Annotated in this window: 8 protein-coding genes; all 8 read right to left on the reverse strand. The window is 45.2% G+C overall.

Translation table 11 applies throughout. The features are described 5' to 3' along the window. Positions 1 to 695: 695 nt before the first annotated feature. The 8 genes from ACVBIU_RS20155 to ACVBIU_RS20190 all read right to left on the reverse strand — a co-directional run bounded on the left by ACVBIU_RS20155 (position 696) and on the right by ACVBIU_RS20190 (position 18497). Entirely contained in the window at positions 696 to 2615 is a 1920-nt protein-coding gene (locus ACVBIU_RS20155; protein ID WP_447162125.1) for an EAL domain-containing protein, read from the reverse strand. 8 nt (positions 2616 to 2623) lie between these two features. After that, positions 2624 to 3331, reverse strand: coding sequence for a transglutaminase-like cysteine peptidase (locus ACVBIU_RS20160; protein ID WP_447162124.1), 708 nt, complete (start codon positions 3329 to 3331; stop codon positions 2624 to 2626). A gap of 18 nt (positions 3332 to 3349) precedes the next feature. Then, entirely contained in the window at positions 3350 to 3955 is a 606-nt protein-coding gene (locus ACVBIU_RS20165) for an OmpA family protein (RefSeq protein ID WP_447162123.1), read from the reverse strand. Beyond that, positions 3952 to 5367 (reverse strand): TolC family outer membrane protein, encoded by a 1416-nt coding sequence (locus tag ACVBIU_RS20170; protein WP_447162122.1) that lies wholly within the window; start codon positions 5365 to 5367, stop codon positions 3952 to 3954. The genes ACVBIU_RS20165 and ACVBIU_RS20170 overlap by 4 nt, the downstream gene beginning before the upstream one ends. Positions 5368 to 5398: 31 nt before the next feature. After that, positions 5399 to 6781, reverse strand: coding sequence for an HlyD family type I secretion periplasmic adaptor subunit (locus ACVBIU_RS20175; protein ID WP_447162121.1), 1383 nt, complete (start codon positions 6779 to 6781; stop codon positions 5399 to 5401). Then, positions 6778 to 8895 carry a type I secretion system permease/ATPase gene (locus ACVBIU_RS20180; protein WP_447164615.1) on the reverse strand — a complete coding sequence of 706 codons (2118 nt, stop codon included), beginning with the start codon at positions 8893 to 8895 and terminating at the stop codon, positions 6778 to 6780. Before ACVBIU_RS20180 ends, ACVBIU_RS20175 begins: the two co-directional genes overlap by 4 nt. A gap of 142 nt (positions 8896 to 9037) precedes the next feature. Next, positions 9038 to 14701 (reverse strand): beta strand repeat-containing protein, encoded by a 5664-nt coding sequence (locus tag ACVBIU_RS20185; RefSeq protein WP_447164613.1) that lies wholly within the window; start codon positions 14699 to 14701, stop codon positions 9038 to 9040. A gap of 253 nt (positions 14702 to 14954) precedes the next feature. Continuing rightward, positions 14955 to 18497 (reverse strand): Ig-like domain-containing protein, encoded by a 3543-nt coding sequence (locus ACVBIU_RS20190; RefSeq protein WP_447164614.1) that lies wholly within the window; start codon positions 18495 to 18497, stop codon positions 14955 to 14957. Positions 18498 to 18515: the final 18 nt, after the last annotated feature.

Genomic DNA, 18515 nt, shown 5'->3' on the forward strand with positions numbered 1-18515 from the left:
GGAAAGTCCGGACAAGATTAGGTTATTGTAGGTCGGGCTTTAACCCGTCAATGAGGTTTTGATATCAGGTTTAGAGAGTCTAAAGCTTCGCTGACGGATAACGGAACGTTTGCAAGCTCACTGACGGAAAGTCCGGACAAGATTAGGTTATTGTAGGTCGGGCTTTAACCCGTCAATGAGGTTTTGATATCAGGTTTAGAGAATCTAAAGCTTCGCTGGCGGATAACGGAATGTTTGCAAGCTCACTGAAGGAAAGGCCGGACAAGATTTGGTTATTGTAGGTCGGGCTTTAGCCCGTCAATGAGGTTTTGATATCAGGTTTAGAGAATCTAAAGCTTCGCTGGCGGATAACGGAACGTTTGCAAGCTCACTGACGGAAAGGCCGGACAAGATTTGGTTATTGTAGGTCGGGCTTTAGCCCGTCAATGAGGTTTTGATATCAGGTTTTAGAGAGCCTAAAGCTAAGACGAACGCTTCGCTGATGGATAGCGGAATGTTCGCAAGCTCACTGAGGCAAAGAAAGCAAAGCAGGCTCTAGAAACTAAGATCTATAAATGAAACTGAGAACGATATCTCAGGTTAACGAATTAGAAAATGGAAGGTTAGGTAGATTCTTTAGGACCTAGAACCTAGAATCTAGAATCAAAAAAGGCCTCCTGAGAGACCTTTAGCTATTTCACCTTTAACGGCTTATATCATTCTACTGCGATAGGCGGTGAGATAAAGCCCATGTAAGCGTTAGTCTTTAACGGTATGAAACGTTTAAGCTGGGCTTCTTCTTCTATTCCTGTCGCTATCACTTCGATATCTAATCCCTTTGCGACGTTAATGAGCGCACGACATAGCTCACTGCTGTGCTCGCTGTCATCGTAATAAGCGAAAGACTGATCGAGTTTGACGTAACTTGGGCGTAAGTTTTGTAGGTATGACATTGAGCCAAACTGGCGCCCAAAGTGGTCAATACCAAAATGCGCCCCATTATCCCGAATCACAGCACAAAGTGCCTGACAGGCTTCTGCATCGCTATAAACAGCCGCTTCAGGTATATCGAAACAGATCCGTTCACGTAGTGGCGATAAGCGCAGGAATTTATTGAGCCACTTATGGAATTCAGGATCCCCCATACTCTGGAAGGTTAAGTTAATCGCAATCGGTTCGAAGTTTCTCTCAAGTAGCTTCTTACTATGGATTGTTTCAATCAAGCACTTATCTAACAGGCTACCCAATGAGAGCAGTTCGACATAGGGCATGAACTGTCCAGCGGGTACCATCTTGTCGTGGATCTCAAGTTGGCAGTAGAGCTCTCTTTGTAAAATTGAGCCTGAATCATTTAATAAAATAGGTTGCCACTTAAACTTGAATTTCCCTTCGGTGATCGCGCTACTTAAATGCTCGCGCCACTGTTCTCGGGTAAATAACTGTTTTTCATTAGTCTCAAACCAATGGAATACCTTATTTTCCTGTAGTGACTTCTGCAGTGCATTATCAGCTTGGGCGAGAATATCGGTGACAGACATCTGCCCAATACGCTCGGCAATACCAATAGCAAAGCTTTCATTTGGTTTGCAACCAGCTTTTGAGATCTCCTGGTTGATGGTGCGGATCAGGGTTTGTAGATATTTACTGGTTTGCTCATGCTCTGAACTGGTTATGAGAAAAGCAAACTCATAAGCTGCAATGCGCGCAATCACTGACGGTGTTACGCCATCTAAATGTTGCTTCATTTTATCTGCTAGCAACTTAATGGTTTCGTCACGGACTTGATAACCGTATTTGCTATGGACCTCTTCTAACCAGTCAAACTTAGCCATCATCAGTGCGCCACTTTTAGGCTCGCTTAGCCAGCTGTTTAAGCGCCCCATCATATATTGGCGATTAGGCAAACCTGATACTTGGTCGACAAGATTCTTCTTTCTCAATTCACCCACTTCTTCATCGAGAGAGTTAAAGATCTGCTTTAGCTGTTCAGACATGCTATTAAACGCTTGCACCACTGATTTAAGTTCTACAGTTTTAGGTACTTTCATGTCTGGACCAAATTTACGGTTGGCTACCTCTTTGGCGTGTTCGGCAATATCATGCAGTGGTTTTAAGATCCAAGTGAGACCGACACGGGCCAAAATAATCGCAATAAGAAATAGGATAGAAAAGACGATGATGGCGTTGGTCATGGTGCGCCAGAGCTCATGGTATCCGAATCCCGGATGGGCAGTAATCTCTAAGCGAGCTAACTGGATCCAACCTGAGGTGATTATGCTTTCTCGTTTGATCGTATTGAACAGCTCTAGGTCGATAAACCACTGTGGAACCCCCTCGATTATCATCGGGTTTTCCCATACCTGCTGTTTACCATCGACGAGCCAAGTAAGTTTGACTTGTTGATAGTAACCGCCCTCGAAAATCACATTGATCAGTGTTTCTGCACCGACTATGTCACCCGCTTCGAGATCGGGTACCAGCATAATACCGAGCGAATGACTGGTATTATTGAGATCTGATTCCATTTGTTTCGTAAGGAAGCTTTGAGTTTCGGTAAACTGTACATAACCTAAGCTCGCAACAACCAATAAAAACAGCACAAACAGTAGTGTGTATATCTGTCGAAACAGTGTCATCTTGTTAACTACTCCAGTTTTATCTTGGGTTGATTAAGTCGCTCTACACCCAAGCGATGTTTTAGGTCATTCCATTTCGCAAGTTTAGATGAGGAACCTGCTAGAACACCTCGTCCTTTTTCTTTGTTTAACCACAGCTGTCGACCGTTAAAACTATAGACTGGCAACAGATCTTTTCGTTGGGTTGCCGGTTTAATCTGTTTATCAAGATTGTCTAAAACGAGGGGGATTGAAGAGGGCGTTTCATAATAGGCTAGTACCATATGATACTGATTTACGCTGGTCGCTTTAACCATAGTAATGCGTAATTTATCCTCAGAAATACCGAGTTGAAGTAGAGTAAAGTATTTAGCGATTGAGAAGTCCTCACAGTCGCCACCACTGACTCCAATAAACTCCATGGGCGTTGCCCAGTAGTTCTTATTTCCCCAAAGTTTTATATCATCGATAAAATGAAATAGGTTAAAAAAATTATTAACCATTAGTATTTTATCGCTATCTTGTAAGTCTTTTGCTTCATCTAAAAGCTTAAACCAGGCCCTAATCCGTTTACCCGCACGTTCGCCATATTGCGACTCAATGGTTTGGGTTATATGGACTGAATCTAACTTTTGAACTGGGGCAGCATAAAGGCAGGAGACGGACAGGGCCAGCACCGTCAACTTTAATTGGCAGACTTTTCGTATTTTTTTTAATTGATAAAGCCTGCCAACCATGGTGCTCCGTTATTACAGCTAATTAACTTCTTCGTCTACCGTATAGATGTGCCACTTCATGTCTGCAGTGGTGTCATCGCCTGTTAGTTCGGCGATAACTCGACGATTTACCTTATGAGCCGCTTTGGTATGAGTCGGGTCAATTGGGCGGTCGAAGCTATAACCTATCGCACTGAGTCTATCTGATTCAATACCAAAACGCTCAGCAAGCAAAGAACTTACTGCATTGGCACGGTTTTGAGATAGTGTTTGGTTATGCTCATGGCTTCCTGTCTTACTGCAGTGTCCCTCAATGACAGCTTGGGTATTTGGATAATCGCGCATAAAGGTTGCGATAACTTCTACCTGCGGATAATACTGAGGATCGATATAGTAAGAGTCGTTGGCAAATAGCACTTTGAGTTCCTGGCGCTCATTAATTGGCTTGATTTTACCGCAGCCGTAGTTGTCGATGGTTGCACCAAGTGTCGTTTCTGTGCAGCGTTCTCTGGCAACAATAACCCCATCATGGTCGATATCATTGAGATCGTAAACTTGCGTTGTCGGTTGATCCATAGTGGCTATGTCACGCATTGAGCAGCCGCCAAGCATAGCGAGACTTAATATAAATATCATGGTCTTCATTGTGGGACTCCTCCTTCGTAGTCTCTCTCACCTTGCCAGACATCTGGTCTGGTTACGCGCAATGAGTTGAGCAATTGGCCTGTCGCATTTAACACGCGATACTGGGCAATGATTTCATCATACTCAGATTCTAAATAGTCTTTTCTAGCTTCAAAAAGCTCGTTTTCTGTATCGAGTAGATCCAATAAAGTTCGCTGACCTAAGTTAAATTGCTGGCTGTAAGCAACTTGGGTGTCTTTAGCCGCAACAACATGTTCTCGGATATACATTTTTTGTGGGGTAAGCAGTTCGTAAGCATTCCACGCTAAATTGACGCCTTCAACGACTTGTCTGTGGGCACGTTGACGGATCTCTTTAGCCTCGCCTACTTTATATGCGGCTTCTTTCTCGCGTGCGAGATCACTACCACCTGAAAATAGGTTGTACTTGAGGCGCACCATGGCAACAAGGTCATTGTTATATCCACCAACACTATTAGTCACAATAGGTGAGTAGCCATCTTCACCATCGACATTGTTGTTCCAGTTACCATCAAGCTCTAGTGAGAGCTTCGGGTAATAGTTTGACTGGGCAGAGTCTTTCTCATTTTCTGCAGCATTGATATCGCTTGCTGCAGACTTGAGAATAGGGTGATTATCTTGAGCCATCATAATGCTGGTACTGAGATCTGCTGGTAGCATATCAGCATCAGGCACTGGTACTATCATATCTTCAGGTTGCTGCTCAACGATACGAACAAACTGAGATTTAGCATCATAGAAGTTGTTACGGGCTGAGATAACATTAGCGTTAGCACGTGCCAAACGGCCAGTGATTTGTGATAAATCTGCCGTAGACCCTAGGCCTGAATCGGTACGTTGCTTAATTTGGTCATAGATCTCTTTATGGCTTTGAAGGTTTTTCTCTGCCAAAGTCAGTACCTGTTCGCTGCGAATATAGTTGATATAGACCTTAGCAACATCTAGCGCCATATCTTCAGCTGCAGCAAATAGTGCCCACTGCTCAGCACTAGCTTCGAAACTGTATCTATCAACTTCACTACTAGTATAGAAACCATCAAATAGCATCTGCTTGATGCTAAAGCCCGCTTCACCGCGTTTGAGTTCAATCACACCGTCATCGTTAACATCACCTTGACCTGCGCGTCGACGCGTCGATGGGCTATCGGTTTGCTCCCAACCATAGCCAGCGCTAATGTCAACCGTTGGCATGTAGCCTGCCACTGCTTGATTGACTTGTTCCTCTCGCGCTTTAAAGCGGTTAAATGCTATCTTTATCTCTGGATTGGTATCCAGTGTGTGTGCTACCGCTTGCTCTAGTGTTTGGCTAGAAGCCGATGCCGGTATTATCAGCGCGCTGACAGCAAGTGCAAGTGCACTGCGCTTTAACTGCCGTATTGTGCTGCTATCCATGTTAACCCCTCCTGGTCGTTTTTTATCGGGCTTAACGCTCCCTGAGCGCCGTATCTTTAGCCCGTAATATTGGATTAAGTATGTACTCTAAAACGGATCTTTGCCCTGTAATTACATCAACCGAGGTTAACATCCCTGGTATGATAGGCATTTGGGTGCCGTCGTCCTTCGTTAAGCTAGAAAACTCTGTTCTAACTTTGACAATATAAAAGCTATTTCCCTCTTCATCTTGGGTCGTATCGGCACTGATATGCTCGACCACACCGTTCAAACCACCATAGCGGGTAAAGTCATACGCGGTGACTTTAACGACAGCGGGTAAACCAGGGTGCAGGAATGCGATATCCTTAGGGACAATTTTGGTCTCAATCAATAGCTTGTCTTCAGACGGGACAATTTCAATGATATCGACACCGGGCTGGACAACGCCGCCTAGGGTATTGATATGCACTGTTTTGACTGTGCCATTGACTGGAGATACTATCTCGGCCTTGCTGACTTTATCTTGTGCACCGACTTGCGCCTCGTTCATGCGTGAGAGTTTAGTTTGCATCTCGTTGAGTTGGGCACGGGTATCAGCCGCATAAATAAGTACTGACTCCCGCCTTTTAAGAATGGCTTCATCCATGGTGGACTTAACTTTAGGGCGCAATAAGCGCAATGAAGAGAGCTCGCCTTGAATATCGTTGACGACTCGCTGTAGTTTTAATAACTCGACTTCAGGAACAATCCCTTTATCTGCCAATGGCCGAGTCAGTTCAAGCTCTCGTGAGACCAACTGGAAGCTGGTTGTGAGTGTTCTGATTTTTGAAGCGAGTTCTTGGATCTCTTGGTTACGTTGTTGGATCTGTCTGGCTTGAATTTCGAGTTGATTACTTAGGTTATCAAGACGACCAATATATTCTTCACGCTGACGGCTGGTAAGCTCTGGCTCGTTTTCTTCTAAAGCAGATGGGAATATTAATGCCAGAGGAGAGATTTTTACCTGCTCGCGCCAATCATTGGTTATTGACGAAATGGTGATACTGTTAAGCTCTGAATTTAAGCGGATCACATTGGCGACTAGACTATTCACTTCTTGCTCTTGTTGAGCGAAGTCAGACTGAAAACGGGTGGCATCGATGCGAACAAGAGGCTGCCCCTTGGTGACAATTAATCCCTCCTGGACATACATCTCTTGTAAGATCCCGCCGTCTAAACTTTGGATAACCTGCACTTGAGAAGAAGGGATAACTTTACCCAAACCAGTAGTGACTTGATCTAACTCTGCAAAGTAGGCCCATAGCAGGAAGGTTATAATCAGTGCCGATAATGCCCAAATAGTTAATCGATGGCTGGCAGGTGCATCGGTCATCATTGCACCATAAACGTCATCGACCATCTCTAAATCATGTGTAGTTAAGTGCTTACTCATTTTTTCGCCGCTCCCGCTAATAAGCCATCATTTAGCTTCTTTAGTACTTCGGCCTTAGGGCCATCGGCAACGATATGGCCGCGATCGAGAACGATGATGCGATCGACGAGGTTGAGTAGGTGCATCTTATGAGTAATGAGCAGTAAGGTTCTATCTTTACTGACATTGTGCATGGCATGAATAAACTGCTTTTCTGCACGGGCATCGAGACTGGCAGTCGGCTCATCCATTAACAATACTGGCGGGTCATTCAATGTTGCACGGGCGAGGGCGATAGTTTGTCTCTGTCCGCGTGAGAGCTCGCGTCCACCTTCACCCACTTGCTGATCTAGGCCTTCGGCTTCTAGGTTAGTAAATAAATTAACCCCAGAAAGCTGCACTGCTCGGATCAATTGGTGCTCAGATACTTGGCGGGTACCAAATAAAATATTGTCGCGAATCGTGCCATGAAACAAAGTGATATCTTGCGGCAAGTAGCCGAAGTTTCGTCTTAAGTCGCTAGGATGGATCTGCGCAGAATCGATACCGTCATAGGTTAAGCTGCCTTTAGTTGGCTGGTATAGGCCGACTAATAGTTTGGCTAAGGTACTTTTACCGGAACCGTTGCGACCAATGATCGCTACACGCTCACCGGGAGCGATATTTATCGATAATGGGTGCAGTATGGGGCGCTCTGAACCTGGATAGCTAAAACCGATATGGTGCGCGGTTATTTGGCCTAATAAACGTTGGCGGCTAACCAGGTGGCCTTTGTTTTCAAATTCATCTTCTTGCGTCATCAGTTCATCAAGTTGACGCAGGGCACTAGCGGTTTGATTACCACGGGTCATTAGGCCTGCAAGTTGCGCCATGGGAGAAATTGCGCGGCTAGATAAAATCACCGCAGCAATGATGCCACCCATGGATATTTCATTTTCAGAGACTCGGTATACCCCTAAAATCACCACAAAAATAACGGAGGTTTGCACTACAAATGTCGCCATATTGGTCACAGAGGTAGTTATTTTTTTGCATTTCAGTTGCCAGTTCGCCGTATGGCCAATCATCTGTTGCCAGCTTTTCTGCACTAGACCTTCGGCGCCGCTGGATTTGATTGATTCAATTGAGGCTAATGACTCGATTAAGTGGCCGTGTTTTAGGCCAGAAAACTTATTACTCTCATCAATTGCCGCCTTAAGCTTTGGCTGCATAATCAAGGTGTAGCCGATAATAATAAAGCTACCAATCAAGGGGATAACGGCGAGATCGCCGGCAACAAGATAGATAATGGTTAAGAAAAACAGCGCGAAAGGCAGATCAACCAATGTGGTGATAGTGGCCGAGGTGAGAATATCGCGGATGCTATCAAATTCACCAAGTTGCTTAGCCATGCCGCCGACGCTAGGAGAGCGCTTTTCAAGCGGGATACCGATAGCTTTAGCAAATAGTCGAGAAGATACGATGATGTCGACTTTCTTACCTGCAACGTCAATAAGGTAGCTTCTAAGTTGGCGCATGATTAAGTCAAAGATATAAGCAATACCGGCACCGATAGCCAGTACCCATAAAGAATCGAATGCCAGATTGGGTACGACTTTATCGTACACATTCATGATAAATAGCGGAGAAACTAAAGCAAATAAGTTAACCAGTACCGAGGCGATAAGGGCATCTCGGTAGATTGGTGCAGAGTCTTTTATCGTTTGTAGTAACCAGTGGGATTTGTTCTCGTGTAGATGAACATCTAAGCCCATATCACCACGATATTCTTGCTTCACTAAAAACAGATAGCCCACATAGAGTGCTTCGAGCTCTTCAATCGAAAGCGTTTCTTTGCCGCCGGTTTCAGGTAGCTGGATAACCGCTTTATCTTGCTCAATATCAAGTTCACGCAGTAAGCAGGCTTTCTTGTCTTTTAGCAATAAGATGCAGGGCAGCAGGATAGGAGATATTTCGTTTAAGCCCTTGCGCGACAACTTAGCCGCAAGTCCGGCGCGGCTAGCAGCTTGAGGTAATAACTCAGGCGTTAATACGTGCCCTTGCATGGGTAAGCCTGCAGCCAGCGAATCGCTGGAGCATGGGCTACCGAAATGCTCGGTTAGTAATACTAAGCTGTCTAACAGCGGGTCAACCATCACTCTTTGTGAGGCAGAAATTGTCCACTGTTCAGTATTATTCGATGCAGGCACTGTAGAGCTTTATCCTTAAGGTGTTGTTATTTAGTTGTTAGTATTAAGTATAATAGTAGAGTTTACAGAGCCATTTAGCTACCGCTAATTAAATTGGACTGATTACCGCATTAATATTTAAGTCATCGGTTAATGGCGAGACTAGGTTAACGATCAACTGGCTTCCATCATCGTTATTAACGATCAAAGGGCCATCGCCATTATTTCCCAGTAATCCGTTAATAATATCGAGGCTGTTATTACCGAATTTCGATGATAGATCGACGCCATCGAGGATAATATGCTGCTCAATGTCATCATCTGCATCTAAGTTTAAATAAATGCTGGTTGAGCCGTTTTGAAATGAAAATGACATTATTGAGCCAAGTTCGTTAGCATCGCCAACGCTGAGCAAGTCACTAAGATCGAGGCTATCTTCATCAAAGTTAAAATCAATAATATGATCGGTTGTTGCTACAGCGTCGAGGTTTGTTGAATTGGCATACCAGGCAAAAGTATCTGCACCAGCTCCACCAGTTAAAAAGTCATCGCCTAGACCGCCAATTAGCATATCATTGCCAAGGCCACCAATTAATGTATCGTTGCCTGCGCCACCAAACAGCTGGTCATCACCTTCGCCACCATTTAATGTATCACTGCCGCCTTGACCAAATAGGATATCGTTACCCTGTTCTCCATTGAGTATGTCATTGCCATCATCATTGCCAGACTGATCAAATTCAGCGGCATTATTGATAATATAATCGTGAACATCTTGAGTGCTAGTATCTGCAGGTGCTTGCCCTAGCTGCAGTGCGACATATTTTTGTAGTGCATTAAAGCTTTGCCCTTCAATACCGCCAAATGCCACAAGGTCGCCAAAGATAATATCGTTACCGTCACCAGCTTGTACGCCGTCATTGCCCGGTAATAGTGAATGCTCTGATCCCAAGATAACATTGGCTAGGTCGCCGATATCAACGTTATTAATTGGTCTGCCGTTACTGTCTAGTTGAGCAAGGTTGGCGCCATTAACATAATCACCAATACCGATAGTTTCGACATGCGAGATCCCGTTAAGGATGCTGAAAGCTGCAATGGCTTGGGCAAGCGCTGCTGCGGTAGCTTCTTCCTCAGTTCCTACAGTCCAAGATATTTTGGACATATAGTAATCACCGTTTTCATCGACTCTTAAGCTACCTATTTGGCGCCCTTCCATAGCTCCATCAATATTCTGCCAGTAATATAAATTGCCATATTGATCAATAATGGTTTTATCACCATAGCTATAACCTACGCCTGGCACATATTCAGCAATGATATCAGCGTAAGTGAAGCGCTCGTTTGTTGCTGAGTTAGTATAAGCCGTCTCTGTTAGCGCAGCTTCGGTAGTATAATTACCGGGGTCACCATCGGTGATGAAGTAGGTTAGGTTGGTGCCATCATTGGTTGATGCACTGCCATTTTGGAACCAGTCGGTAACGGTTTCAAGTGGCGCTTCATAGTTGGTTCTCCCATCATCAGTGATGGTTGCCATCGCAGCTTCTAATTGAGCGATTGCATTTGGATCTGCCATGTTGACAGCGACATTTGCACGGGTTCCTGTATCAAAGTCGACCAGTAATACATTAACTACACCAGAGTGGATCCCTGTCGCGCTGGCTTGCAATGAGTTGAAAACTTCTAGCAGTTGCTCTTTAGCCGTCGCAATGTTGGCTGAGCCCATACTGCCCGAAGAGTCGAGAATAAAAGCGATGTTGTAATTTTCACCAGGGATAATCTGAATGCCTGATGTATCACTTACAATCACGTCATTGCCGTCAGTGCCTGCAAGGTTGTCATCGCCATCGGCACCGTTATTCACAGAGTATTGGCGTAAAGAAACGTCTAAATCGATATTGCTGTTAGCGCTATCTCCATTACTACTTTCGACTGAGTTCGCGCTAATGTTGATGGAGAACTCTAAGTTGCCAGTGTAATCTTCAGCCACTTTTAGATTTAAGTCTGCTAGGTCTGATGGGGTGACTGTCCAACTACCATCGGCGTTTAAGGTGCCGCTACTTAAATAAACACCATCTGGAATTCCGGTAACGGTTACTGCAGATAATGACTCGCTGCCGTCGGTGTCCACTAAGCTTAAGTTGATATCCAGAGGCACCTCAAACAAGGCGACTTGCTCTAGTGAGCCATCCGCTGCAACATCATAGACACCATCGGCGAATACAAGACGCTCAACGTTGGTCAGGCTTTCGCCTATGCTTGGATTGTCGGTATCAAGAATGGAAGCGTCAATGCCGCGATTATCATTGAGTTGTAAGTTGGCGTCATTGTTATTATTGGTAATGACGTAATCAGAAAAATTACCCGAATACACCACGGTATCTTTGCCGCCGCCGCCATCAATCACATCGTTACCTGCGCCAGCATAAAAAACATCGTTACCTTGACCACCGGATAAGGTGTCACTGGCTGCGCCACCAACAATAACGTCGTTACCTGCTCCTGCATCAATGGTATTGCTCGTGGTTTGATCACCAGTGATGAGATCGTTTGCACTGGTGCCTTGGTTATCGGTTACAATATTTTCAATGTCATTACCTAAAAGGCTATCGCCAACAGCGGTATCTAAGCCAGGTATAGTCGTGCTTAATAGGTAATCACTTTCAAATAATTGACCCGTCGAGGCACTTAAGTCTGGCGCATCGGCTACAGCTTCGATATTAATAGTTACCGTCGATTCTTCACTTACTGCACTGCCGTCGGTTGCGACAAAGGTAAAGTCTGCAAGCGCGTCCCCTAGGTTACCCACACCTGTTGCAGAGTCTTCGCCGTCCGCTTGGTTGCTGCCAGGTACAAATTGCACAAAACCAGCTGCAAAAAGTGCTTGAGATAGTTGCATCCCAACAGTGACGGCTTGCCAGCTCGTACCATTAAAATACTGTAATGTACCGTTAGCAGCTTCAGGCAAGCTAGTGATCTGAACAGACAGCGAGCTCGTTGCGCTGTCAATATCGCTCACATTAAGTTGCTCCCAGCTGATGGCAAGCGCGGTATCTTCTGTACCGTTAATGACTGAATCAGCAACCACATCGGGTGCGTCATTGTCTGGCGTGACAGTGACATCGACTGTCGCGGTTTCAGATACGCCGCCCGATGTGACGGTATAGGTGAAGCTGTCATCACCGTTGTAGTTGTCATCAGGTGTGTAAGTGACTGTGCCATCGGCATTAACCGTCACTGTGCCGTTAGCTGGTTGGTCATCAATGCTGACAACCGGGTTGCTGCCTTCAAAGGAGTCGTTACCTAATACATTGATGTTCGTTGCGGTGTCTTCTGCCACATTGATAACACCATCATCTTGGATATCGATAACCGGATTAACGGTAAACTCAACGGTTTGGCTAACGCTGTTGCCTTCGCTGTCGGTGGCGGTAATCACCACGCTTTCGCTGCCGTGCCAATCGCCGGTACTGGTAATAGTGGCGATGCCATCCACAATCACAATCTGAATGTTGCTATTGCCACTGACTGTATAGTTGAGTTGGCTATCTTCTACATCACTAAAAGCGGCATTTAAATCAAGGGTGTATTCGTCGAAGTCTTCCGGTAAGACTTGATTGCTGATCTCAGCTTCAACTACCGGTGCGTCATTATCTGGGGTGACGTTGACATCAACGGTGGCGGTCTCGCTTACGCCGCCCGATGTGACGGTATAAGTGAAGCTGTCATCGCGGTTGTAGTTGTCATCAGGTGTGTAAGTGACTGTGCCATCGGCATTAACCGTCACTGTGCCGTTAGCTGGTTGGCTATCAATGGTGACGACTGGATTTGTTCCTTCAAAGCTATCGTTTTGTAGAACATCGATAATGGTAGCCGTGTCTTCAGTAATGCTGACTACGCCGTCATCTTGGATATCAATAACCGGATTAACGGTAAACTCAACGGTTTGGCTAACGCTGTTGCCTTCGGTGTCGGTGGCGGTAATCACCATGCTTTCGCTACCGTGCCAATCGCCAGTGCTGGTAATAGTGGCGACGCCATCCACAATCACAATCTGAATATTACTGTTGCCGCTAACAGAATAAGTGAGCTGACTGTCTTCGACATCACTAAAGGCGGCGTTTAAATCGAGGGTGTATTCATCGAAATCTTCAGGTAGCACTTGATCGCTAATGTCTGCTTCAACTGTTGGGGCATCATTGGCGGGGGTGACGTTAACTTCAACGGTGGCGGTCTCGCTTACGCCGCCTGAGGTCACGGTATAGGTGAAGCTGTCATCACCGTTATAGTTGTCATTGGGTGTGTAAGTGACTGTGCCATCGGCATTGACTGTTACCGTGCCGTTAGCTGGTTGGCTATCAATGGTGACAACCGGGTTGCTGCCTTCAAAGCTGTCATTACCTAATACATTGATGTTCGTTGCCGTATCTTCAGTAATGCTGACTACGCCGTCATCTTGGATGTCGATAACTGGATTGACGGTAAACTCAACGGTTTGGCTAACGCTGTTGCCTTCGGTGTCGGTGGCGGTAATCAGCACGCTTTCGCTGCCGTGCCAATCGCCGGTACTGGTAATAGTGGCGATGCCATCCACAATCACAATCTGAATGTTGCTATTGCCACTGACTGTATAGGTGAGTTGGCTATCTTCGACATCACTAAAAGCGGCATTTAAATCAAGGGTGTATTCGTCGAAGTCTTCCGGTAATACTTGATTGCTGATCTCGTCTTCAACTACAGGTGCGTCATTATCTGGGGTGACGTTGACATCAACGGTGGCGGTCTCGCTTACGCCGCCCGATGTGACGGTATAAGTGAAGCTGTCGTCGCCGTTGTAGTTGTCATCTGGTGTGTAAGTGACTGTGCCATCTGAATTAACCGTCACTGTGCCGTTAGCTGGTTGGCCATCAATGCTGACAACCGGGTTGCTGCCTTCAAAGGAGTCGTTACCTAATACGTTGATATTGGTCGCTGTATCTTCAGCAATGCTGACTACGCCGTCATCTTGGATATCGATAACCGGATTAACGGTAAACTCAACGGTTTGGCTAACGCTGTTGCCTTCACTGTCAGTAGCGGTAATGACGATGCTTTCGCTGCCGTGCCAATCGCCAGTGCTGGTAATGGTGGCGACGCCATCCACAATCACAATCTGAATGTTGCTATTGCCACTGACTGTATAGGTGAGTTGGCTATCTTCTACATCGCTAAAGGCGGCGTTTAAATCGAGGGTGTATTCATCGAAATCTTCAGGTAGCAGCTGGTCGCTAATGTTAGTTTCAACTGTTGGGGCCTGATCTTCTTCTGGGGCATTAGGATCTGATGTTTGAGACGTTGAGGAGGAGTCTTCATGTGGCTTTATTAGGGGATCGTCTTGCTCAAAACCTTTGGTGTCGAATACAGCATCAGCTATGGTTTCATTAGCGCTTCTTTCAAGAGACGAAAAGTCACTGCCACCTTCATTCTGGTAGCTACTTCCGCCAGTAGTGGTTAATTCTGTAACATTACTCAGCTGCTCAACGATACTCTGCTGCTCGGCGGTTTCAACGGCTTGCGTGTCTTCCGTCGTGTCTTCAATAGTGTCACCAGTTACTTGGAAGCTCGCCGCTGATATCGGTGAATCACTTAAACTGTTGTGAGCAATATGAAAGGAGGCTTCTTGCACTAAAAGTTTACTCGGCATGGAGAGGTGATTGGATTCGTCTTTAGATATAGAGGCTGAATTATCAATCTTGTGCGCTTGCTCTGTTAGCGCTGTGGTTAACGATTTCAATTCCCCAACTCCTAGTAAAATTTAATGTTTTTGTGCTGTTTTATTGCCATCTTGGTGCTTTTTTTGGCGAGATGTTCTATTTAAACCTACAGCAAGGTAACGAATCGTATATAAGGTGGCAATGCGTGTCAATATTTTGACTGTCTCGTAACATGATTGTGATTCATATAAGGATTTGCTTTTTTGAATAGAAATGAAAAAAGGCCACGGAGACGTGGCCTTTTAGTTATTAAAAATAAAATATTATGTATTATTAGGGCATATTAATTTGATTCATATTTGATAGCTCATCTAATGGGTCTGGAGAGCTAAATTGCTGAATAGCTTGATTAGCGGCCGTAGTACCGACAATTAATGGTCCATCTCCATTGTTGCCAAGCAGACCCGTTATGATATCAACATCGGTATTACCATATTCAGAGAATAAGTCGACACCATCAAGTACTATATGCTGATCGAAGCTACCATTTTGGTCGCTATCAATATTGATGCTAGTGGAACCATTCTCATCGTTAAAGCTTAGGTATTGAGCGAGATCACTAGCGGTGCCTCCTTGCAAGATATCGCTTAAGTCTAGCTTGTCTTCAGCTAAGTTAAAGTCGGTAATATGGTCGGTATTGCGGTCTGCAGGATCTGAACTATCGATAGCGTTTCTGTCCCATACGAATGTATCAGCTCCCTCATTACCTGTAAGTTTATCGTCACCTAGGCCACCAATTAACGTATCAGCACCCAGACCACCGATTAACTCATCATTACCGCCCTGGCCAAATAAGATATCGTTACCTTCTCCACCTTCTAGCTTATCTGCGCCATCATCAGCATTGCTTTCACCAAACAGATGAGTGTTATTAGAGATGAACTCATGGACATCTTGCACTGTAACATCTGCAGCTTGTTGAGTGGTTTGTTGTGCAACAAAAGCTTGTAGCGCGCTAAAGCCTTGACCATCGATGCCATCAAATGAAACTAAATCGCCAAAGATGATATCGTTACCGGCACCAGCGTTGACATCATCATCGCCTTGAATGAGCAATTGCTCAGAGCCAAGGATGACGCTAGCTAATGAGCTGGCATCAATGTTTGCGGTAGCCTCTCCATTTGAGTCGTAAGGGTTTAACCTTGTTAAGTAAATTCCATCACCGATCCCTATGGCTTCGACATATGACAAAGCATTTAATTGCTGGAATGCGGTTTGGGCTGCTGCATCTGCTTCAGAATTCTCTTCTGCTGTAGGAACGCGAACAATATATTGACCCTGGCCATTTAGCTCAAGTTGTCCTACTTCTTTTTTATTATGCCAATCGCCATTTCCTTTTTGCTTCCATTGATATACCACGCCGCTTGCATCAATGATTTCAAGGCCATTGTGAATAAGTGCCTCTCCTGATTTATAAGAAGCGATAAGTTGATCTAGGTTGGTAGAGCTACCTTGGGAAGCATCTAACACTTCGATATCAGCAAGAGCTGTATCTTTCAAATAATAGTTTGGCTCTCCATCGGTGATGAAGTAGGTCAGGTTAGTGCCATCATTTGTAGAAGCTGAACCATTTTCAAACCAATCAGAGGCCGATTCAAATGCTGCCTCGTAATTAGTCCAGCCACTGTCATCAATACTTGCTAATGCTTCTTTTAGAGTTTGCAAGGCATTAGGGGCTGTCAAATCAACAGAGATTGCGAAATTGGTATCGTAATCAAAATCCACAAGCAATATGTTTACCGTGCCAGCATGTTGGCTAGTTGCACTTGCTTGAAGAGTCGTAAATACCTGAGTGAGCTGTGCGGTTGCATCATCTAAATAATCATCCATACTGCCTGACGAGTCGAGGATAAAGGCGATATTGTAGTTTTCGCCGTCGACAACTTGGATACCTGTAGTATCACTGACAATCACATCATGATCATCACTACCTTGTAGGGTGTTATCCCCATCGGTGCCACCCACGAAACCGAAGTCTCGAGTTTGTGCCACATCGAAGTTTACTGTTGCGGTATGACTGCCACCTTGGCCGTCACTGATAGTGTAGGTAAAGCTTGTCGGTGCAGTTTGTGAGCCATCATGGCTATAGCTAAAGCTACCATCTTGGTTGATTGTTAGGCTGCCATCTTCTACAGATACAGTCGCTATTGCATTAACGAATGTCAGCTCTACACCATCAATATGCGTGATAGAAATTGGGTTGCCATCGATATCAGAGTCAACGCCATCGCCTGTATCATCGGTGATAATGTTACCGGTGATGGTTTCACTTTCATTAACTTGGTAGCTATTATCAGTCGCGTCAGGAGCGTCATTGGTACCAATAATATTAATGGTGACAGTGGCGGTATCTGTAGCGCCGTGATCATCGGTAATCGTGTAGTCAAATGTTAAGGTATCGAGCTCACCTGCAGCGAGATGATCGTACGCACCGTTAGTGTTAAAGGTGTAACGACCATCAGCGTGCACTGTGACACTAGCGCCATTGGCGAAAGTAATATCAACACTAGTCGATTGAGCAAACTCAGTTCCGTGAACATTTGTAATGGCAAAGGTATCACCTTGAAGGTCGTTGTCGTTCGCTAATAAACCGTCAGCGGCAGTATTAGCGACTAATGAATCACCTTCATTAACAACAAGCGCATCACCAGCAATTGCCGGTCCTGAAACTTCAATTGAAGTCAGGTAATAATCGGATGAGTCATCACCTGGGTTAGCCTGTGACTCTTCACCTAGCGTATAGGTGGCTTCAAACACTAAGGTATCAAATACCAAGTTGCCAGTATCTATGTTGAACTCACCGCTCTTGCTACCTTCGGTTTTAAAGGTTTCCATAGCAACGAGTTGGCCTTGATAATAAGCCTTCCAAACGCCTTGTTCGCCGCCCTCTTCGGTGTCGAACATGTTGCTAACATTGAAGGTTGCCTTATTGACGAGGCCATTAAAGCTAAAGACTAATCCTTCTGATTGACCCGTTTCAGCGTTGAACTCTATTTGACCTACTGTCGCGCCTTCGGTTCTGGGAGTGCCAGAAACACCAAGTTTGTTGTTATCACCAGTTGCGTAATTAACCGTTCCTTCAGAGCCATCAGCGTTTATTGCGCTGATAGTGAATAGTGGATTAACTTCAGTACCGTTTTCGGTTCCCCAGTTATCACTAGAGCTTGCACTTGCACTAAATGAACTACCTTGAGCATCATCGTTGGCATCGACAGTGTTGATCGCTGCCGTATCACTTCCAGGGCCGGACTCGTTACCAGCAAGATCAGCTTGAGTCGCTTCAACAGTAATGCTTGATGTTTCATTTGGTGTCTCTTCAGACCACGTAATCACTCCATTATCGTAACTAAATTGGCTGGTAGCGGTTGAAGACGCACCTGTAACAATCAACTCTCCAGTAGCACTTAAGCTAAGAACCACGGTCGAAATTGAGGTGCCATTAGTGATGTTGAGAGAAACTGAACCACCTGCTAATAAGTCTGTATGGTTAACCTCCACCTTTAACTGGATGTTAGCGCCACCACTGACTATTTCGTCAGGATTTAACCAGCCATCGCCAGGGTTTGCATTACCAATAATTGGGTTACTGTCATCCAGAATAATTACAGTCGGGGTGTTTGGTGTAGTGTTATCAACGTCATAATCTTCAGTATCGGTCGCGGTGGCGCTGTTGCCTGCTAAGTCAGTGCTGGTGACGCTGGCATTGATAGTTTGATCTGCGTCAGCGGCTAAGTCGCTGCCTTCAACCAAGATACTAAATTGACCTTGTGCATTCACAGTGCCTTGATATTCAACAGTGTTGATCGTCAGGGTCACGGTGTCGCCATCATTAAA

Source organism: Shewanella sp. 30m-14 (genome assembly GCF_052977125.1).

Excerpts from the sequence above, each read along its gene's own strand:
- ACVBIU_RS20165 (WP_447162123.1), bottom strand. The coding sequence starts at position 3,955 with ATGAAGACCATGATATTTATATTAAGTCTCGCTATGCTTGGCGGCTGC.
- ACVBIU_RS20160 (WP_447162124.1), bottom strand. The coding sequence starts at position 3,331 with ATGGTTGGCAGGCTTTATCAATTAAAAAAAATACGAAAAGTCTGCCAA.
- ACVBIU_RS20175 (WP_447162121.1), bottom strand. The coding sequence starts at position 6,781 with ATGAGTAAGCACTTAACTACACATGATTTAGAGATGGTCGATGACGTT.
- ACVBIU_RS20155 (WP_447162125.1), bottom strand. The coding sequence starts at position 2,615 with ATGACACTGTTTCGACAGATATACACACTACTGTTTGTGCTGTTTTTA.
- ACVBIU_RS20170 (WP_447162122.1), bottom strand. The coding sequence starts at position 5,367 with ATGGATAGCAGCACAATACGGCAGTTAAAGCGCAGTGCACTTGCACTT.
- ACVBIU_RS20180 (WP_447164615.1), bottom strand. The coding sequence starts at position 8,895 with ATGGTTGACCCGCTGTTAGACAGCTTAGTATTACTAACCGAGCATTTC.